This window comes from Lysobacter panacisoli, from assembly GCF_009765165.1.
Classification (GTDB): Bacteria; Pseudomonadota; Gammaproteobacteria; order Xanthomonadales; family Xanthomonadaceae; genus Lysobacter_J; species Lysobacter_J panacisoli.
On record NZ_VLNU01000001.1, the window covers coordinates 2,065,393 to 2,082,826 of the forward strand.

Sequence of the window (17,434 nt, forward strand, 5' to 3'; positions counted from 1 at the left end):
GCGCGGCGTTAAATACAACAAGAAAGTCATTGGGAGGGGAGTTCCGATGTCGCCACGCAAGAGCAGGCTCGCCATCAGTCTGGGCCGCGCGCTGTCCGGTCTCGCATTCACCGCGGCCATGCCGCTGGCGATGGCGCAGCAAGCGCCGGATGCCGGCCTACCGTCCGCCACGCAACTGGACACCATCACCGTCACCGCGCAGAGCCGCGAGCAGGAACTGCTCGACGTGCCGATCGCGCTGCAGGTGGTCACCGAACAGCTGATGGAAGACGTCGCCGCCGAGGATCTCGGCGACATCGACAGCTTCGTCCCGGGCCTGAAGGTCAACAGCCTGCAGCCGACCCAGCCGAGCTTCCAGCTGCGCGGCATCCAGACCGACGACTTCGGCATCGGTACCGACCCGGCCGTGGGCGTGTACGTCGATGGCGTCTACGCCGGCCGCGGCGGCGGCGTGCTCCTGCCGTTCACCGACGTGCAGCGCATCGAAGTGCTGAAGGGACCGCAGGGCACGCTGTTCGGCCGCAACACCGCGGCCGGCGCGATCTCGATCATCACCAACCGCCCGCAGACCGACGGCAACCACGCGCGCGGCAAGCTGCGCCTGGGCAACGAGGGCAAGACGTACTTCGACGGCATGGCCAACTTCGCCGTCAGCGAAGACTCGGCCCTGCGCTTCAACGGCATCTTCAACACCGGCGACGGCTGGATCAAGGACGACGTCACCGGCAAGGACCTGGCGCCGGAGAACAACTGGGCCACGCGCGCTGCGTTCCAGACGCGCTTCGGCGACAACACGCGCGCGTTCGTCGCGTGGGACCACGAAAGCCTCGACCAGCTCGGGCAGGCGACGATCGGCGTGGTGCCGATCCCCGCGCTGCCCGCGCTGCCGCAGGCGCCGGCGGATCCGTCCTCGTTCGTCGATCCGCTCGACGCGCGCGTCGCGGTGGACGCGGTCGGCAACGCCGAGACGCGCACGTTCGACGGCGTGACGGCGATCATCGACCACAACTTCGGCTGGGGCAGCCTGACCTCGACCACGGCGTGGCACGACTACGACTCGCTCAACCGCGTCGAGGAAGACGGCACCGACCGCAGCTACCTGTACGTCGATTCGACCAACACCGAAAGCAACACGAACTTCTACCAGGAGTTCAAGTTCAGCGGCTCGACCGACAGCATCGACTGGATCGCCGGCGTCAGCTACTTCCAGGAAGACGCCGACCAGACCAGCGAAGTCAACGCGCTGACCGATTCGGTCGACACCATCGCCAACAACCTCGGCCTCGCGCCGGGCGGCCTGTACGGCCCGCTGACGATGGCGGCCAACATGTTCGGCATCCCGGTCGATCTGACTGGCCTTCCGTGGAACGAGAAGTTCGTCAACACGCTCGACACCAAGGCCTATGCCGCGTTCGGCGACGTGATCTGGCACGCCAGCGACAAGCTCAACCTGACCTTCGGCCTGCGCTACACGCGCGACGAGAAAGACTTCACCTGGTTCAACGACCTGCGCAGCGCGCCGGAGCTGGACGCGCAGCTGGCGCTGCTCGACCGCGTCGGTTTCCTCGATGCGGCTGGCATCCCGCTGGAAATGCTGGTGTTCGACATCGCCTTCATCGATCCGCCGGCGGTGATGAACAAGGGCGTGCTCAACCGCGCCAAGAAGTCGTGGGACGACTGGAGCCCGCGTTTCGTCGTCGACTACCACTTCACCGACGACATGATGGGCTTCGCCTCGCTCGCCAAGGGCTACAAGGCCGGCGGCTTCAACGCGCTGCAGATCGGCAGCGAGTTCGAGAACGAGGACGTGTGGAACTTCGAGACCGGCTTCAAGCATGAGCTGCCGGACTATCGCCTCGCCTACAACGTGTCGGCGTTCTACTACGTCTACGACAACCGCCAGGCGGTCACGCTGGACATGACCACCGACATCCCGCGCTTCCTGGTCAACACTTCCGACCAGGAAGCCTGGGGCGTGGATTTCGACATGCGCTGGCAGGCGACCGACGGACTGGGCTTCGACTTCAACGCCGAATACCTGGACTCGACCTACAAGACCTACACCAATCCGCAGGGCGTGGACCTGGGCGGCGAACCCACCGGTGCGCCGGAGTGGTCGCTGGCCGGCGGCGTGAACTACGTCTGGCGCATGGCCGACGCGGGCGACATCCGCGCCGCGGCGCGCTACTCGTACGTCGGCAAGTGCCGCGAGAACGACGAGTCGGTCTCGCAGCTCGCCTGCGGCCGCTTCGGCCGCATCGACGCGGGCGAGGCGCAGGAGCTCCTCGACGCGCGCATCGGTTGGACCTCGGCGACCGGCCATTGGGGCGTGGCCGTGTACGGCAACAACCTGCTCGACAACCAGTACGTGAACTCGTTCGGCACCTACGGCATGACCGTGCTCGGCGCCGTCGGCGCGCGCATGACCGAGCCGCGCACCTACGGCGTGGAGCTGACCGCGAACTTCTGACGTCCATCCGCGGCCGTCTTTCGAACTGACGGGTTTTCCGTCGAAACCCTACCCCGGCGCACATGCGCCGGGGTTTTTGTTTGCGGCCATTCGCGTCATCCTTGCGCGATGCCGATTCGCAAGGGCGGGGCTTCCGTCGATCTCCAGCAGCAACCGATCAGCAGCCTGCGCGGGGTCGGTCCGCGCGTGGCCGAAAAGCTGGCCGCGCGCGGACTGACGACCCTGCAGGACCTGTGGCTGCAGTTGCCGCGCCAATACGAAGACCGCACGGCGATCACCCCGATCCGGATGCTGCAGCCCGGCGTGGCCGCGCAGGTGGAAGGACGCGTGGAAGCGGTCGAACGCGGCTTCCGTTATCGACCCTTGCTGCGCGTGGCGCTGGGCGACGAATCCAGCGGCACGCTGGTGCTGCGCTTCTTCCATTTCCGCGCCGCGCAGGTCGCGCAGTTCCAGGTCGGCGCGCGCGTGCGCTGCTACGGGACGCCACGACCGGGCCAGCACGGGCTGGAGATCGTCCATCCCAGCTATCGCCTGGTCGACGACGCCGAAGAGGACGGACTCGGCAGCAGCCTGGATCCGGTGTACCCGGCGATCGAGGGCATCGGACCGGTCGCGCTGCGCCGGCTGATCGGACAGGCGCTGGACCGTCTGCCCGACGAGGAATCGCTTGAGCTCCTGCCGCGCGAGCTGCGCGATGGGTTCCGGTTGCCCTCGCTGCGCGAGGCGCTGCTGACCGTGCATCGTCCCGCGCAGGACGCCGACGTCGCCGCGCTGCTGGCCGGACGCCATCCGGCGCAGCGACGGCTCGCGTTGGAGGAACTGCTCGCGCACCACCTCAGCCTGCGCCGCCAGCGCATCGCGCAGCAGGCGCACGCCGCACCGGTGCTCGAGCGCACCGCGCTGGCCGATCGCCTGCGCAAGACGTTGCCGTTCGCGCTGACCGGCGCGCAGCAGCGTGTGTTCGAACAGATCCGCGTCGATCTCGCCAAACCGCATCCGATGCTGCGCCTGGTGCAGGGCGACGTCGGCAGCGGCAAGACCGTGGTCGCGGCCATGTCGGCGATGTGCGCGGTCGAGGCCGGCAAGCAGGCCGCGCTGATGGCACCGACGGAACTCCTTGCCGAGCAGCACCTCAACAACCTGCGCGGCTGGCTGGAACCGCTCGGCGTGCGCGTGGCCTGGCTGGCCGGCAAGGTCACCGGCAAGGCACGCGCGAAGGTGCTGGAGGAGGTCGCCAACGGCGAAGCGCAGGTGGTCGTCGGCACACACGCGCTGATGCAGGAAGGCGTGGCCTTCCGCGACCTCGCGCTCGCCATCGTCGACGAACAGCACCGCTTCGGCGTGCACCAGCGGCTGGCGCTGCGCGACAAAGGCACCGGTGGCAGCGGCAACGGCGATGCCATCGTGCCGCACCAGCTGGTGATGACCGCAACCCCTATCCCGCGCACGCTCGCGATGGCGGCCTACGCCGACCTCGACGTGTCGGCGATCGACGAACTCCCGCCCGGACGCACGCCCGTGCAGACCGTCGCGCTCAGCGCGGAGCGGCGCCCCGAGCTGGTCGAACGCATCCGCAAGGCCTGCACCGAGAAGCGCCAGGCGTACTGGGTCTGCACCCTGATCGACGACAGCGACGAGGTGGTCGCGCAGGCCGCGCAGTCGACCTTCGAGGAACTGTCCAAACGTCTCCCGGAAGCACGCGTCGGACTGGTCCACGGGCGCATGAAGGCCGCGGAGAAGCAGGCGACCATGCGCGCGTTCAAGGACGGCACGATCGACCTGCTGGTGGCGACGACGGTGATCGAGGTCGGCGTGGACGTGCCCAACGCGTCGCTGATGATCATCGAGAACGCCGAGCGCCTGGGCCTGGCGCAGCTGCACCAGCTGCGCGGTCGCGTCGGCCGCGGCAGCGCGGCGTCGAGCTGCGTGCTGCTCTACCAGGCCCCACTGTCGCAGATGGCGCGCCAGCGCCTGGAGACCATGCGCGAAACCAACGACGGTTTCGTCATCGCCGAGAAGGACCTGGAACTGCGCGGCCCCGGCGAGCTGCTGGGCACACGCCAGACCGGCCTGGCCCAGTTCCGCGTGGCCGACCTCGGCCGCGACGCCGACCTGCTGCCGCAGGTGCAGGACCTGGGCGAGCGCCTGCTGCACGAATCGCCCGGACTGGCCCAGCGGATCGTCGAGCGCTGGGTCGGCGGCGCGGTGCGTTTCGCCGCCGCTTGACCCCTTCCGGGCGCCGCCGGCTGCAGGCTTGTGCCCAAATGGGCATCATGGACGCCCGTCGTTGCCGTCGATTTCCCCGCCCGTGATCTCCGCCCCGATCGAAAGTCCCCCCGTCCGGCACGGCTCGCCGCCGTTCATCGCCGCCGACGTGGGCGGTACCCACGCGCGCCTCGGCCTCGTCCAGGTGCGGCCGGGCGGCAAGGTGGACGTGATCGACTACCGCCGCTACGCCTGTGCCGAGTACGCGAGCCTGGCCGCGATCATCGACGACTTCGCCGGCGCCTACGAGGCCGACCGCACCCATGCGGTGGTCGCCATCGCCGGCCGCCTCGAAGGCGACACGCTGATCAACAGCAACCTGCCGTGGGCGGTGTCGGTCGAACGCACGCGTCGCGAGGCCGGCATCGCCTACCTGGCGCTGCTCAACGACTTCGAAGCGGTGGCCTGCGCGATGCCCTACATCGACGTGGCCGCGATGACCCGCGTCTGCGGCCCGCTGCAGGCCGGCGACGGCCCGGCGCTGGTGCTCGGCCCCGGCACGGGATTCGGCGCGTCGCTGTGCCTGCCGCGCACGCTGCAGCAGGGTGCATCGCGACGTGTGCTCGCCAGCGAAGCCGGCCATGCGTCGCTGGCCGTGGGCACCGAACGCGAACTGGCGCTGGTGCAGCGCCTGCTCAAGCGCTGGCCGCACGTCGACAACGAGCGCGTGCTGTCCGGTCCCGGCCTGGTGAACACCTACGCCGCACTGTGCGAACTCGACGGCGCCACGCCCACGCTCGACACGCCCGAAGCCATCGCCGCCGCGGCGCAGAGCGGCGCCGACACACACGCACTGGAAACGCTGCGCACGTTCTGTGCGCTGCTGGGCAGCCTCGCGGGCGATCTCGCGCTGACCTTCGGCGCCGACGCGGTGTACCTGGCTGGCGGCATTCCGGCGCAGATCCGTCCGTTCCTGCTCGACAGCGATTTCGCCGCACGTTTCCGCAACAAGGGCGTGCTGGGCGAAGTGCTCGGCCGCGTGCCGGTGTGGCTGGTCGACCACGGCCAGCTCGGCCTGGTCGGCGCGGCGGCGTGGTACCACGAGCGCCATTCCGGCTTCTGAAACCACTCCACGGGGAAACCACGCATGGGCGATCGTCGCCAGTTCCTGCAGGCCTCGCTGCTCGCCGCCGGGGCTGCCGCGATTCCGCGCGTGCGCGCTGCGACGACCGCGAAAGGCGCGCGCGTCGTCTCGACCTGGGATTTCGGCGTCGGCGCGAACGCGGCCGCGTGGACGGTGCTGGGCAAGGGCGGCAGCGCACTCGACGCGGTCGAAGCTGGCGCGCGCTGGGCTGAAGGAGACTTGTGCAATCCGACCGTCGGACGCTGCGGCAATCCTGACCGCGACGGCGTGCTGACCCTGGACGCCAGCATCATGGACGGCGATGGTCGCTGCGGCGCGGTCGCCGCGCTGGAAGACATCGCGCATCCGGTATCGGTCGCGCGCGCGGTGATGGAGAAGACGCCGCATGTGATGCTGGTGGGCGAGGGCGCGCAGCAGTTCGCCGTCGCGCAGGGATTCGAGAAGACGCCGCTGTTGACCGAACAGGCGCGGCAGGCATGGCGCGAATGGCTGAAGACCTCGCAGTACGCGCCGCAGATCAACGCCGAACGCCAGTCGCGTCCCGGCGACAAGAGCAACCACGACACCCTCGGCATCCTCGCACTCGATGCGAAAGGGCGACTCGCGGGCGCATGCACCACCAGCGGCATGGCGTGGAAGATGCACGGCCGTGTTGGCGACAGCCCCATCGTTGGCGCGGGCTTGTACGTGGACAACGAAGTCGGCGCGGCGACGGCGTCCGGCGTGGGTGAGGAGATGGTCCGCAATGCCGCGAGTTTCCTCGTGGTCGAACTGATGCGTCAGGGGCGATCGCCCGCGGACGCATGCCGCGAGGCCATCGAGCGCGTGGTGCGCAAGCGCCCGGAAGCGAGCAAGCGCCTGCAGGTGTGTTTCCTGGCGATGAACCGCGACGGCGAAGTGGGCGCGTTCGCGCTGCACAAGGGCTTCGTCTACGCGATGCACGACGGCGGCGCCGGTCCGCACGATCGTCTGCACGATTCCGCCTCCGTGTACCGGACCGAACAGACCTGAGCATGGAGCGCGTCGCGCTGGAGATCGCCGCGAACTCCCTTGCCGCCGCGCTCGCGGCGCAGGAAGGCGGCGCGGACCGCGTCGAGCTGTGCGAGAACCTTGGTGAAGGCGGCTGCACGCCGTCGCACGGAACGATCGCGATGGCGCGCGACCGGCTGCGCATACCGCTGCACGTGTTGATCCGGCCGCGCGCCGGTGACTTCCTCTACGATGCGCTCGAACGCGACACGATGCTGCTCGACATCGAGAACTGCGTGCGGCTGGGCTGCGACGGTATCGTCGTCGGAGCGCTCGACGCGGACGGCGATGTCGATTCGGCCTTGTGCGCGCAACTGCTTTCGGCAGCGGGCGCGCTCGGCGTGACCTTCCACCGCGCGTTCGATACCGCGCGCGATCCGCTGCGCGCGCTGGACGACATCATCGCGCTGGGCTGCGAACGCGTGCTGACCTCGGGCGCGCGCGCCACCGCGTTGCAGGGGGCGGAGTTGATCGCCTCTGCACAACGTCGCGCCGAAGGACGGCTGGCGGTGATGGCCGGTGCCGGCATCACCCCGGACAACGTGCGCGATGTGGTCGCGCGCACCAGTGTGCGCGAAGTGCATGCGTCGGCGAAGTCGCTGCAGCCGTCGCGCATGCGCCATCGCAGCGACCTCCCCGGGCTCGAAGCGGGTTCGTGGCGCAGCGACGCCGCCATTGTCCGCGCGCTGCGCGACGCGCTCGGCGCCTAACGTCGTCCTGTCGCATTGGCTGGGCCATAATCGCCCGATGAACGACAAGATCCCCCTGCTGATCGACACCGACCCGGGCGTGGACGACGCGCTCGCCCTGCTGATGGCGTTCAACGACCCGCGCCATCGCGTCGTCGGTCTCACCATCGCCGCCGGCAACGTCGGCCTGAAGCACACCGTCGGCAACGCGCTGAAGCTGTGCGAAGTCGCCGGGATGGACATTCCGATCTTCGCCGGTTGCGCAGGACCGCTGCTGCATCCGGCACCGGACGCAGGTTACGTGCACGGCGAGAACGGCTTCGGCGATGTCGCCTTCGAACCGGCGCGGCGCTCGGTCGAGGCAGAGCACGCGGCGCAGGCGATCCTGCGCCTGTCGCACGAACACGCCGGCCGCCTGCTGCTGGTCGCGCTGGGTCCGCTGACCAACATCGCGCTGGCGCTGAAACTCGATCCCACCCTGCCGCAGCGCGTCGCGCGCTTCGTGGTGATGGGCGGCGCGGTGACCGCGCACGGCAATATCACGCCGGCCGCGGAGTTCAACGTCTACTTCGATCCGGAAGCGGCGCACATCGTGTTCGAGGCCTTCCCGCAGGTCGAATTGGCCGACTGGGAGGCCACCATCGCCCACGGCCTGCTGCACGATCGCGTGGTCGAATGGCTCGCCGCCGACTCCGATCGCGCGCGCTTCTACGCCGACATCTCGAAGAAGACCCGCGAGTGGTCGGCCGATCGCCGCGGCGATCACTGGTTCGCCGCCGACGCGCTGGGCATGGCCTTTGCGCTGGAGCCGGAGGGCGTGGTGGAGGAGGCGCACCGGCCGCTGGCGGTGGATCTGGGCCACGGCCCGGCCCGCGGTATGACCGTGGTCGACTGGCGTCGCGAAGGAGGTCATCCGGACCGTTTCCGGATCCTGCTGCGCTACGACCAGGCCCGTTTCGAGGGCCTGATCCAGGCCGCGCTGGCGGCCCGCTGACCGCGTCCAGCCAAGACTTGCAAGGTGGGGAGGGTGGCCGCTATACTGCTGCGCTTTCCCCGAACGATTTGGTGAGTGCCATGAAGGCCGGCATCCATCCCGACTACCGCGACGTCATCTTCCAGGACGTCACCACCGACTTCCAGTTCCTCACCCGTTCGACCCTTGGCAGCAAGGAGACGATCAAGTGGGAAGACGGTAACGAGTACCCGCTGATCAAGGTCGACATCAGCTCGGCCTCGCACCCGTTCTACACGGGCAAGCACAAGATCATGGACACGAGCGGTCGCGTCGACAAGTTCCGCAAGCGTTACGCCCAGAAGTAAGGGCGTCGGCCGCCTCGAGCGGTCGTGCAAGCGGATGGTCGCGACACCGGAACATTCCGGTAGTACGGGTCTATCGCAATTCCTCGACGGCTGCCGCAAGGCGGCCGTCGTCGTTTCCGGTTTCCGGTATGCCGCGCGCCAGGTCCGCTGCGCGAGCACTGTCTGGTGTTTCTTCGGCCGTCCGTGGCGACGCGCGACCGCCTTCGGAGCGCCCGGCCCGGCCATCCCTGGCCGGGCGTTCGGCAGGCCGCGCGGCAGTGCCGCGCAAGCGGCCTGCCTCTCCCACCAAAGTCCGAGCCAGCGCTCCGGGACGTTGTGCGATAATTCACGGATCGCGGTGCCGTCTGCGCCGTGACCCCCGTCCCCGCTCCGTGTCGCGCCTCCCGCGGCGGCATGCAGACTTGAGGAGTGTTTCGTGTCCGATTCCACCAAGTCCGGTTTCGATCAGGTCACCCTGACCGCCGGCGACAAGACCGTGACCCTGCCGGTCCACCATCCCGTCCTCGGCCAGCCGTGCATCGACATTGGCAAGCTGCCGAAGGAAACCGGCGCTTTCACCTACGACAACGGCTTCACTGCCACCGCCAGCTGCAAGTCGGCGGTGACCTACATCGACGGCGATGCCGGCGTGCTGCTGTACCGCGGCTACCCGATCGAGCAGCTGGCCGAGAAGTCGAGCTTCCTCGAAGTCGCGTACCTGCTGATGAACGGCGAACTGCCGAACAAGGGCGAGTTCGACAAGTTCGAGCACGAGGTCACGCATCACACGATGATGCACGAGGCCTTCCGCACCTTCCTGTACGGCTTCCGCCACGACGCGCATCCGATGGCGATGCTGGTCGGCATGCTCGGCTCGATGGCGAGCTTCTACCACAACGATCTCGACATCGACGATCCGGAACAGCGCCGCCTGGCCGCGATCCGCCTGCTCGCCAAGGTGCCGACGATCGCCGCCGCGTGCCACCGTTATTCGATCGGCTGGCCGATGCGCTATCCGAAGAACAACCTCGAGTACACCACGCGCTTCCTGCACATGATGAAGGAAGTGCCGAGCGAGCCGCTCGAGCTGAACCCGGTCGCCGCCAAGGCGCTGGACCTGCTCTTCATCCTGCACGCCGACCACGAGCAGAACGCCTCGACCTCGACCGTTCGCCTCGTCGGTTCCACCGGTGCCAACCCGTACGCGTGCGTCGCCGCCGGCGTCGCCGCGCTGTGGGGCCCGGCGCACGGCGGTGCGAACGAAGCCGTGCTCAAGATGCTCGAGGAGATCGGCCGTCCGGAGAACGTCGGTTCCGCCGTCGCCAAGGCGAAGGACAAGGAATCGGGCTTCCGCCTGATGGGCTTCGGCCACCGCGTCTACAAGAACTTCGACCCGCGCGCCAAGATCATCCGCGAGATGACCCACAAGGTGCTCGGCGAGCTGGGCATCAACGACCCGCTGCTCGAAGTGGCGATGAAGCTGGAAGAGGCCGCGCTGAAAGACGAGTACTTCGTGCAGCGCAAGCTCTACCCGAACGTCGACTTCTACTCCGGCATCATCTACAAGGCGCTGGGCATCCCGGTGGAGATGTTCACCGTGATGTTCGCCATCGCCCGTACCGCGGGCTGGGTCGCGCACTGGCTGGAGCAGCAGAACGACCCGGAGAACAAGATCGGCCGTCCGCGCCAGATCTACATCGGTTCTCCGCAGCGCGACTACACCGACCTCGGCAAGCGCTGAGGTCCACGTCCGGACCGCTTCATGCAGGCATGGAGCACCGACGCTGCATCGAAGCCGCGGCATCGCCGCGGCTTCGTCGTTTTCAAGTGGACCATCTACGCGCTGCTCGCCATCGACGTGGCGCTGTACGCGCGCTATGGGCGATTGACCGAACTGATCGACACCGCCGCGTGGCTGGTGCTGTTGCTGCTGTTCGAATGGGAAACCGGTGGCTGGAAGCTGCCGCCGCGCTGGCGGCCGGTGCTGCACGGCGTGCGCCTGCTCGCCGCGGTCGCGGTGGTCATCGCGGTCGTGGGCTACGCACTCGAACGCGTGTGGCTGGATTTCGCCAACGAGACCGTGTGGCTGGGTGTGATCGCCCTGCTCGAACTGGAAGTGCGCCTGCCGCCCGATGCCGCGCGCCTGCATCGCCTGCGCCGCCTCGCCGCCGGCGCGCTCTATCTCGCGCTGGTGGGGTTCCTGTTGACCTGGGCGGCGATGGGCTTCGGCGACGAGAACCCGCAGGCAGCGTGGCTCGATACGTGGGACGCGTTGTTGTGGCTGGTCGCGTTCGTGGTGATCGAACTCAACGTGTTCGGGCTGGATGCACGCGCGGATGCGCGACGTATCCGCGCGCCTGCCTAGCGATCGGTTCCGCCGAAGGCGTCAGCGACTCTCGCCGGCGCCTTCGTAGCCGGAGATTTCCTCTTCCGCCAGCAACTGCCGCACCTGCGCGACAGTGGCGCGCTTCATCGGCTTCTCGTCGATGTTCGACAGCGGTGCCTGGCGCAGCAGATCGAGCGGCAGCACGGTCAGGTCGAACGCCAGCTCTTCGGCGCTGAAGACCAGTACCGGGAATTCGCCCACGCGCTCGCGATCCAGTCGCAGGCGGCGGCTGCGCGATTCGCTGGGAATGCCGTGCTGATCGAGGAAGCGCGGAGCGGCATCGGGATCGTCGGCGAACAGTTGCAGCATGACCGGGCTGCGCGTGTCGGCCGTGCCGTCGAGCACCGCGCCGACGAGCCGCGGCTGGAACGCGGTGAAGAATTCCATCGCGCGCAAAGCGGCTTCGCGCCGTTCGCGCAGGGCCGGGATGTTCTCGCGCTGGAACAGGCGCTGGTACTCGCGCAGCGCATCCTCGATCTCGCGATTCCGCGGCAGCGAGGCGTCGTCGAAGATGCCCAGTCGTTCGGCTGCTTTCAGCTTGGCCTGGTGGTAATCGCGGATGCCGCCCTCGGCCATCAGCCGGGCGGCTTCAGTGGCGAGACGGTGGCGTCGTTCGCGGGTGCGCGTCTGCGCGTGCTGGTGAGCGTGCTGTCGGGCGTGGGGCATGATGACCTCCGCGGCTGGCACCACGACGGCGGGAGTTCGCCGCGGCCGGCATGCCGGCAAACGAACGCTAGCATGTTTTATCGGCGCGCAACGTTACCGCTCGCGCTGTGTCGAAGGCGTGGACAGTGTGCGTCCAGCATGAACGCCGGCCGTACGTTCGTTCGATGTTCGCGGCCGGCGTGCGCGATCGGCGGAAACGAAAACGCCGGGCGTGACCCGGCGTTTTCGTTCGGTGCGGTGCGGCGAAGGTCAGAAGATGTCGAACTCTTCCTCGGTCGGCGCCGCTTCTTCCGGACCGTAGTCCACGTAGTTCTGCATGCGGTCGAGGTCTTCGGCCTTGACCCATTCCACGATGCCGCCGCCTTCGCCCGGGATCAGCGCACCGCTGGCGGAGACCGACACCTTGATCATGCCTTCCGGCGGCTCGTTGGTCGCCAGCGGCTGGTCCTTCAGCGCCACGCGCATGTAGTCGATCCAGATCGGCAGCGCGGCCTTGCCGCCGTACTCACGGTAGCCCAGCGACTTGTAGTTGTCGCGGCCGACCCACACGGTGGTCACGTACGGGCCGCCGAAGCCGGAGAACCATGCGTCGCGGTGGTCGTTGGTCGAGCCGGTTTTGCCGCCGATGTCGTCGCGCTCCAGTACCTTGGCCGGCGTGCCGGTGCCGCGCTTCACCACGTCGCGCAGCATCGAGTTGACCTGGTACGCGATGCGGCTGTCGATCGCGCGCGGCGCCAGCACCATGTTGCTGGTGTCGATGGCCGGCTTGGCCGGCTCATCCTTCGGCGTCTCGGACTGTGCCGGCTGGGACGCGTTCGGGCCGAGGTTGAAACCGTCCACCACGGTGGTGTTCTGCACCACGCGGCCGACGCCGCCGGGATTGGCGCACTGCGGGCAGGCCACGGCCGGCTTTTCCTTGAACACCACCGCGCCTTCGCGGTCCTTCACTTCGTCGATGAACCACGGCGTGATGCGGAAGCCGCCGTTGGCGAACGCCGCGAAACCGCGCGCGACCGAGATCGGCGTCAGCGACGCGGTGCCCAGCGACATCGACAGGTTCGGCGGCAGCTCCGCTTCGTCGAAGCCGAAATGGCTGATGTACTTGCGCGCGTAGTCGACGCCGATCGCGTCGAGCAGGCGCACCGAAACCAGATTGCGCGACTGCACCATCGCTTCGCGCAGGCGCATCGGGCCGGCGAAGTTGCCGGTGTCGTTCTGCGGACGCCAGATATGGCCACGGCGATCCTTGAACACCACCGGCGCGTCGAGCACGACCGAGGCCGGGTTGAAGCCGCGCTCGAACGAGGCCGAGTACACGAAGGGCTTGAAGCTCGAACCCGGCTGGCGGCGCGCCTGCGTGGCGCGGTTGAACTTGGCGCCGGCGAAGCTGTAGCCGCCGGACAGCGCACGCAGCGCACCGTTGGACGGTTCCAGCGAGACCAGAGCGGCCTGCGCCTGCGGTACCTGGTCAAGGCGCCACACGGCGGGCGGCGCGGCCTCGCCGGGCTTGGGCGGATTGGCCGGCTCGATGCGGCTCACCCGCACCAGGTCGCCTCGCTTGACCAGGCTGGCCGGCGCGCGGCCGTTCCAGCCGCGATCGGCGCCGAGGCGGACTTCGGTGCCGTCGGCGAGCACCAGCTGCACCTCGGTCCCGACAACGTTCGTCACCACGGCCGGCTGCAGCGAGGCCTGCGGCGCGACGTTGCGCAGGCGGGCGCGGATGCTCGCCGCGTCTTCGTCTGCGGCGAGGTCGAAATGCTGTTCCACGCCGTGCCAGCCGTGGCGGCGGTCGTACACCGACAGGCCATCGCGCACGGCCTTGTCGGCCGCGGTCTGCAGCACCGGATCGATGGTGGTGGTGACGTGGTAACCCTTGGTCAGCGCTTCGGCGCCGAACTTGGCGACCATCTCCTGGCGCACCATCTCGGCCACGTACGGCGCGTACACCTCGACCGGACGCTCGTGCGGCGTCGCGTGCATCGGCACGGCCTTGGCCTGCGCGGCCTCGGCGGCGCTGATGAATCGCTGCTCCACCATGCGATCGAGGATGTAATCGCGACGCACCTTCGCGCGCTCGGGATTGCTCAGCGGATTGCCGCTGGACGGGAACTTCGGAATGCCGGCGAGCGAAGCCATCTCGTCGAGCGAAAGCTCGTTGAGCTTCTTGCCGTAGTAGAACTCCGCGGCCGCGCCCACGCCGTAGGCGCGATTGCCGAAGAAGCTCTTGTTGAGGTACAGCTCGAAGATCTCGTCCTTGCTGAGTTCGCGCTCCATGCGCATCGCCAGCAGCATTTCGGCGAGCTTGCGCGTGTAGCTGTATTCGTTGCTCAGGAAGAACTGGCGCGCGACCTGCTGCGTGATCGTCGAACCGCCCGGCACGCGCTTGTCGTCGGTGGTGGCCAGCAGCCACACCGCACGTGCGACGCCCTTGAAGTCGACGCCGTGGTGCTTGTAGAAGCGCGAGTCCTCGATGGCCAGGAACGCCTGCTTCTGGCGCTCGGGTACGTCCTGGATCGAGATCGGATAGCGGCGCGTCTCGCCGAACAGCGCCATCAGGCGCCCGTCGCGCGCGTACACGTACATCGGCTCCTGCATCTCGACGGTGCGCAGGGTCTCCACGTCGGGGAGCTTGGGGGCGACCAGGTAGTACAGGGTGCCCAGCGCGACGGCGCCGAGCAGGGCCAGGCCGGCGAACGCGAACAGCGCCCAGCGCAGCAGGCGGCGGAGACGGGGCATCAGGATCAGATTCCGATTGCGGGTGTAGTGGGCGTGGAGTATAGAGGAGGCGGGGAGTGGGACTTTGAGGTGTAGTCGCGGTCTTGGCCCGGGGCGGGTCAGGCCGGTTCAGGGGCGCCGTTGCGGGGTGGAAAGTGACGCAGTAAGGCAATTCCGCACGAAACGGTTGCCAGCCTGTGCAAACTTGGTTATTTAAAGCGGGGTCACACGAAGCGCACGTAAGCGCCTGTGACAAGGGGAGAATACCGTGGGGATCGTCACAAAAAGCCAGCCGGCACTCGTCGGCGTGGATATCAGTTCGACTGCCGTAAAGCTGTTGCAGCTCTCCCGGGCCGGCAACCGCTACCGGGTCGAGCATTACGCGGTCGAACCGCTGCCGCCGAACGCCGTCGTCGAGAAGAACATCGTCGAGGTCGAGGCCGTGGGCGAGGCGATCCGTCGCGCCGTGCAGCGGTCTGGCACGCGCGCCAAGCACGCGGCCGCGGCCGTCGCCGGTTCCTCCGTGATCACCAAGGTCATCCCGATGCCGGGCGACCTGGACGATGACGGCCTGGAATCGCAGGTCGAACTGGAAGCCGTCAATTACGTTCCGTACCCCATCGAAGAAGTCAGCCATGACTTCGAGGTGCTGGGTCCGGTGCCGGGCAGTCCGGACATGCTGCAGGTCCTGCTGGCCGCCTCGCGTTCGGAGAACGTCGAAGTGCGCGCCTCCGCGCTGGAGATCGGTGGCCTCACCCCGAAGGTGATGGACGTCGAGGCCTTCGCGCTCGAGAACGCCTTCGCCCTGGTGGCCGACCAGCTCGGCGGCCCGCGCGACGGCCTGATCGCGCTGGTCGACTCCGGCGCCACCATGACCACGCTCAACGTCCTGCGCCAGGGCCGCAGCCTGTACGCACGCGAGCAGGTGTTCGGCGGCAAGCAGCTCACCGACGAGGTGATGCGCCGCTACGGCCTGAGCTACGAGGAAGCCGGCCTGGCCAAGCGCCAGGGCGGACTGCCGGAAAGCTACGAGGCCGAGGTGCTGGAGCCCTTCAAGGAGGCGATGGTCCAGCAGATCAGCCGCCTGCTGCAGTTCTTCTACGCCGGCAGTGAGTTCAACCGCGTCGACCAGATCGTCCTGGCCGGCGGTTGCGCGTCCATCGCCGGCATCGCCGAAATGGTCGAGGAACAGCTGGGCGTGCCGACCACCATCGCCAACCCGCTCGCACACATGACCCTCGGACCGCGCGTGCAGGCGCATGCATTGGCCCAGGACGCACCGGCGCTGATGATCGCCTGCGGCCTCGCCCTGAGGAGCTTCGACTGATGGCACGCATCAACCTCCTCCCGTGGCGCGAAGAGCGCCGCAAGCAGCGGCAGAAGGAATTCGCCGTGATGTTCGCCATCTCGGCGTTCGGCGCGGTGCTGCTGTCGTTCATCATCCTGAGCTACTACAACGGCCAGATCGACGGGCAGAACGAACGCAACGCGTACGTCCAGCAGCAGATCGACGAGGTCAAGAAGCGGAACGAAGAGATCGACCAGCTCGAGGCGAAGAAGTCCAAGCTGCTGGCGCGCAAGGAAGTCATCGAGGAACTCCAGGCCAACCGCTCGCAGATGGTGCACCTGTTCGACTCGCTGGTGCGCACCATCCCCGACGGTGCGGTGCTGACCTCGATCAAGCAGGACAACGAGACCCTGACGCTGGAAGGCCGGGCGCAGTCGAACGCGCGCGTGAGTACCTACATGCGCAACCTCGAGGGTTCGGGCTGGATGACCAATCCTGACCTGTCGATCATCGAGGCGAAGGGTGTCGACAAGGGCCTGCCGTACCAGTTCAAGCTGCAGGTGAAGCTGGCCAACCCGAACGCGCCGAAGGACGAGGACAAGGACGGCGTGCCGGATGCGCCGGCCGCGCAGATCGCGCAGTCCGGTGATGCCGCCGCCACCGCGGGCGCCGCCGATGCCGCTGCCGCGCCTGCCCAGGGCACGGCTCCGGCCGGTGCTGCCACGCAGCCCGCCGCGGCTCCCGCCGCACCGGGCGCCACGCCTGCCAATGCGCCCTCGGCGCCGACCGCCACGCCGGCCAAGGGAGCGGCGTCATGAGCAAGAAGAAATCGTTCAAGCTCAACGAGCTCGACTTCAACAACATCGGTTCCTGGCCGCAGCAGGCCAAGATCGGCTTCTGCGCCATCATCGCGGTGGTGATCGTCGGCCTGGCCTGGTACCTCCTGGTCAGCGACAAGCGCGAAGAGCTTCAGCGCCTGGAACGCCAGGAAGCCGAGCTGCGCGGCGACTTCGAGAAGGAACAGGGCAAGGCCGCCAACCTCGAACCGCTGAAGCAGCAGCTCGCGCAGATGGAGCAGCAGTTGCAGCAGATGCTGCGCCAGCTGCCCAGCAAGACCGAAATGCCTGACCTGATCGTCGACATCTCGCAGACCGCGCTGGCCACGGGCATCACCAACGAGCTGTTCCAGCCCGGTGGCGAGCAGCCCAAGGAGTTCTACGCCGAGAAGCCGATCGCGCTGCGCATGGTCGGCAGCTACCACCAGTTCGGTGGCTTCGTCAGCGGCGTCGCCTCGCTGCCGCGCGTGGTCATCATGACCATGCACGACATCTCGCTGAAGCCGCGCGGCAAGGGCCCCGAAGGCGTGATCACGCCCAACAGCCCGCTGGAACTGGCCGGTACGGTCAAGACCTACCGCTACCTCGACGAAGAGGAAGTGGCCAAGCAGGAAGAGGCTGCAGCCAAGGCCGAAGCCGGCAAGGGCAAGAAGGGCGGCAAGAAGAAGGCATCCGAGAAGAGCGACAGCAAGAAGGGGGATGCCTGA

At 68.0% G+C, this 17,434-nt stretch carries 14 protein-coding genes; 12 read left to right on the forward strand and 2 right to left on the reverse strand.

The genetic code is table 11. The features are described from left to right. The first annotated feature begins 46 nt into the window (after positions 1-46). The 9 genes from FOF45_RS09740 to FOF45_RS09780 all read left to right on the forward strand — a co-directional run bounded on the left by FOF45_RS09740 (position 47) and on the right by FOF45_RS09780 (position 11,201). On the forward strand, positions 47-2,470 hold the full coding sequence (locus FOF45_RS09740) for a TonB-dependent receptor (protein WP_158984336.1): 2,424 nt from the start codon (positions 47-49) through the stop codon (positions 2,468-2,470). Positions 2,471-2,578: 108 nt separating this feature from the next. Beyond that, positions 2,579-4,696: an ATP-dependent DNA helicase RecG gene (gene recG, locus FOF45_RS09745; protein WP_158984338.1), complete on the forward strand. Its 2,118-nt coding sequence runs from the start codon at positions 2,579-2,581 to the stop codon at positions 4,694-4,696. An 82-nt stretch (positions 4,697-4,778) separates the two neighbouring features. Continuing rightward, entirely contained in the window at positions 4,779-5,798 is a 1,020-nt protein-coding gene (locus FOF45_RS09750) for a glucokinase (protein ID WP_233264116.1), read from the forward strand. Positions 5,799-5,822: 24 nt separating this feature from the next. Continuing rightward, complete coding sequence (locus FOF45_RS09755; RefSeq protein WP_158984340.1) at positions 5,823-6,830, forward strand: glycosylasparaginase; 1,008 nt, start codon at positions 5,823-5,825, stop codon at positions 6,828-6,830. 2 nt (positions 6,831-6,832) lie between these two features. Next, positions 6,833-7,558 carry a copper homeostasis protein CutC gene (locus FOF45_RS09760; RefSeq protein WP_158984342.1) on the forward strand — a complete coding sequence of 242 codons (726 nt, stop codon included), beginning with the start codon at positions 6,833-6,835 and terminating at the stop codon, positions 7,556-7,558. Between the two features lie 37 nt (positions 7,559-7,595). Further along, a complete protein-coding gene (locus FOF45_RS09765) occupies positions 7,596-8,531 on the forward strand; it encodes a nucleoside hydrolase (protein ID WP_158984343.1) in 936 nt (311 codons plus the stop codon). A gap of 80 nt (positions 8,532-8,611) precedes the next feature. Next, positions 8,612-8,857 carry a type B 50S ribosomal protein L31 gene (locus FOF45_RS09770; RefSeq protein ID WP_158987413.1) on the forward strand — a complete coding sequence of 82 codons (246 nt, stop codon included), beginning with the start codon at positions 8,612-8,614 and terminating at the stop codon, positions 8,855-8,857. Between the two features lie 415 nt (positions 8,858-9,272). Further along, entirely contained in the window at positions 9,273-10,577 is a 1,305-nt protein-coding gene (locus FOF45_RS09775) for a citrate synthase (RefSeq protein ID WP_158984345.1), read from the forward strand. A 21-nt stretch (positions 10,578-10,598) separates the two neighbouring features. Further along, a complete protein-coding gene (locus FOF45_RS09780; RefSeq protein ID WP_158984347.1) occupies positions 10,599-11,201 on the forward strand; it encodes a hypothetical protein in 603 nt (200 codons plus the stop codon). A gap of 21 nt (positions 11,202-11,222) precedes the next feature. On the opposite strand, the gene FOF45_RS09785 is transcribed toward FOF45_RS09780, so the two are convergent. Beyond that, positions 11,223-11,888, reverse strand: a complete 666-nt coding sequence (locus tag FOF45_RS09785; RefSeq protein ID WP_158984349.1) for a hypothetical protein — start codon at positions 11,886-11,888, stop codon at positions 11,223-11,225. 249 nt (positions 11,889-12,137) lie between these two features. Continuing rightward, positions 12,138-14,624, reverse strand: a complete 2,487-nt coding sequence (locus FOF45_RS09790) for a penicillin-binding protein 1A (RefSeq protein ID WP_158984351.1) — start codon at positions 14,622-14,624, stop codon at positions 12,138-12,140. A 247-nt stretch (positions 14,625-14,871) separates the two neighbouring features. On the opposite strand from FOF45_RS09790, the gene FOF45_RS09795 reads away from it, so the two are divergent. From FOF45_RS09795 to FOF45_RS09805, 3 genes are read left to right on the forward strand one after another with little or no spacing between them, the layout of a single operon-like run. Then, positions 14,872-15,930, forward strand: coding sequence for a pilus assembly protein PilM (locus FOF45_RS09795; RefSeq protein WP_158984353.1), 1,059 nt, complete (start codon positions 14,872-14,874; stop codon positions 15,928-15,930). Continuing rightward, positions 15,930-16,709: a PilN domain-containing protein gene (locus FOF45_RS09800; protein ID WP_158984355.1), complete on the forward strand. Its 780-nt coding sequence runs from the start codon at positions 15,930-15,932 to the stop codon at positions 16,707-16,709. Before FOF45_RS09795 ends, FOF45_RS09800 begins: the two co-directional genes overlap by 1 nt. Beyond that, entirely contained in the window at positions 16,706-17,434 is a 729-nt protein-coding gene (locus tag FOF45_RS09805; protein ID WP_158984357.1) for a type IV pilus inner membrane component PilO, read from the forward strand. Before FOF45_RS09800 ends, FOF45_RS09805 begins: the two co-directional genes overlap by 4 nt.

What these genes read in the sequence shown, in the direction of transcription:
- FOF45_RS09740 (WP_158984336.1), top strand. Translation starts at nt 47, where the DNA reads ATGTCGCCACGCAAGAGCAGGCTCGCCATCAGTCTGGGCCGCGCGCTG.
- recG (WP_158984338.1), top strand. Translation starts at nt 2,579, where the DNA reads ATGCCGATTCGCAAGGGCGGGGCTTCCGTCGATCTCCAGCAGCAACCG.
- FOF45_RS09755 (WP_158984340.1), top strand. Translation starts at nt 5,823, where the DNA reads ATGGGCGATCGTCGCCAGTTCCTGCAGGCCTCGCTGCTCGCCGCCGGG.
- FOF45_RS09760 (WP_158984342.1), top strand. Translation starts at nt 6,833, where the DNA reads ATGGAGCGCGTCGCGCTGGAGATCGCCGCGAACTCCCTTGCCGCCGCG.
- FOF45_RS09765 (WP_158984343.1), top strand. Translation starts at nt 7,596, where the DNA reads ATGAACGACAAGATCCCCCTGCTGATCGACACCGACCCGGGCGTGGAC.
- FOF45_RS09770 (WP_158987413.1), top strand. Translation starts at nt 8,612, where the DNA reads ATGAAGGCCGGCATCCATCCCGACTACCGCGACGTCATCTTCCAGGAC.
- FOF45_RS09780 (WP_158984347.1), top strand. Translation starts at nt 10,599, where the DNA reads ATGCAGGCATGGAGCACCGACGCTGCATCGAAGCCGCGGCATCGCCGC.
- FOF45_RS09785 (WP_158984349.1), bottom strand. Translation starts at nt 11,888, where the DNA reads ATGCCCCACGCCCGACAGCACGCTCACCAGCACGCGCAGACGCGCACC.
- FOF45_RS09790 (WP_158984351.1), bottom strand. Translation starts at nt 14,624, where the DNA reads ATGCCCCGTCTCCGCCGCCTGCTGCGCTGGGCGCTGTTCGCGTTCGCC.
- FOF45_RS09800 (WP_158984355.1), top strand. Translation starts at nt 15,930, where the DNA reads ATGGCACGCATCAACCTCCTCCCGTGGCGCGAAGAGCGCCGCAAGCAG.
- FOF45_RS09805 (WP_158984357.1), top strand. Translation starts at nt 16,706, where the DNA reads ATGAGCAAGAAGAAATCGTTCAAGCTCAACGAGCTCGACTTCAACAAC.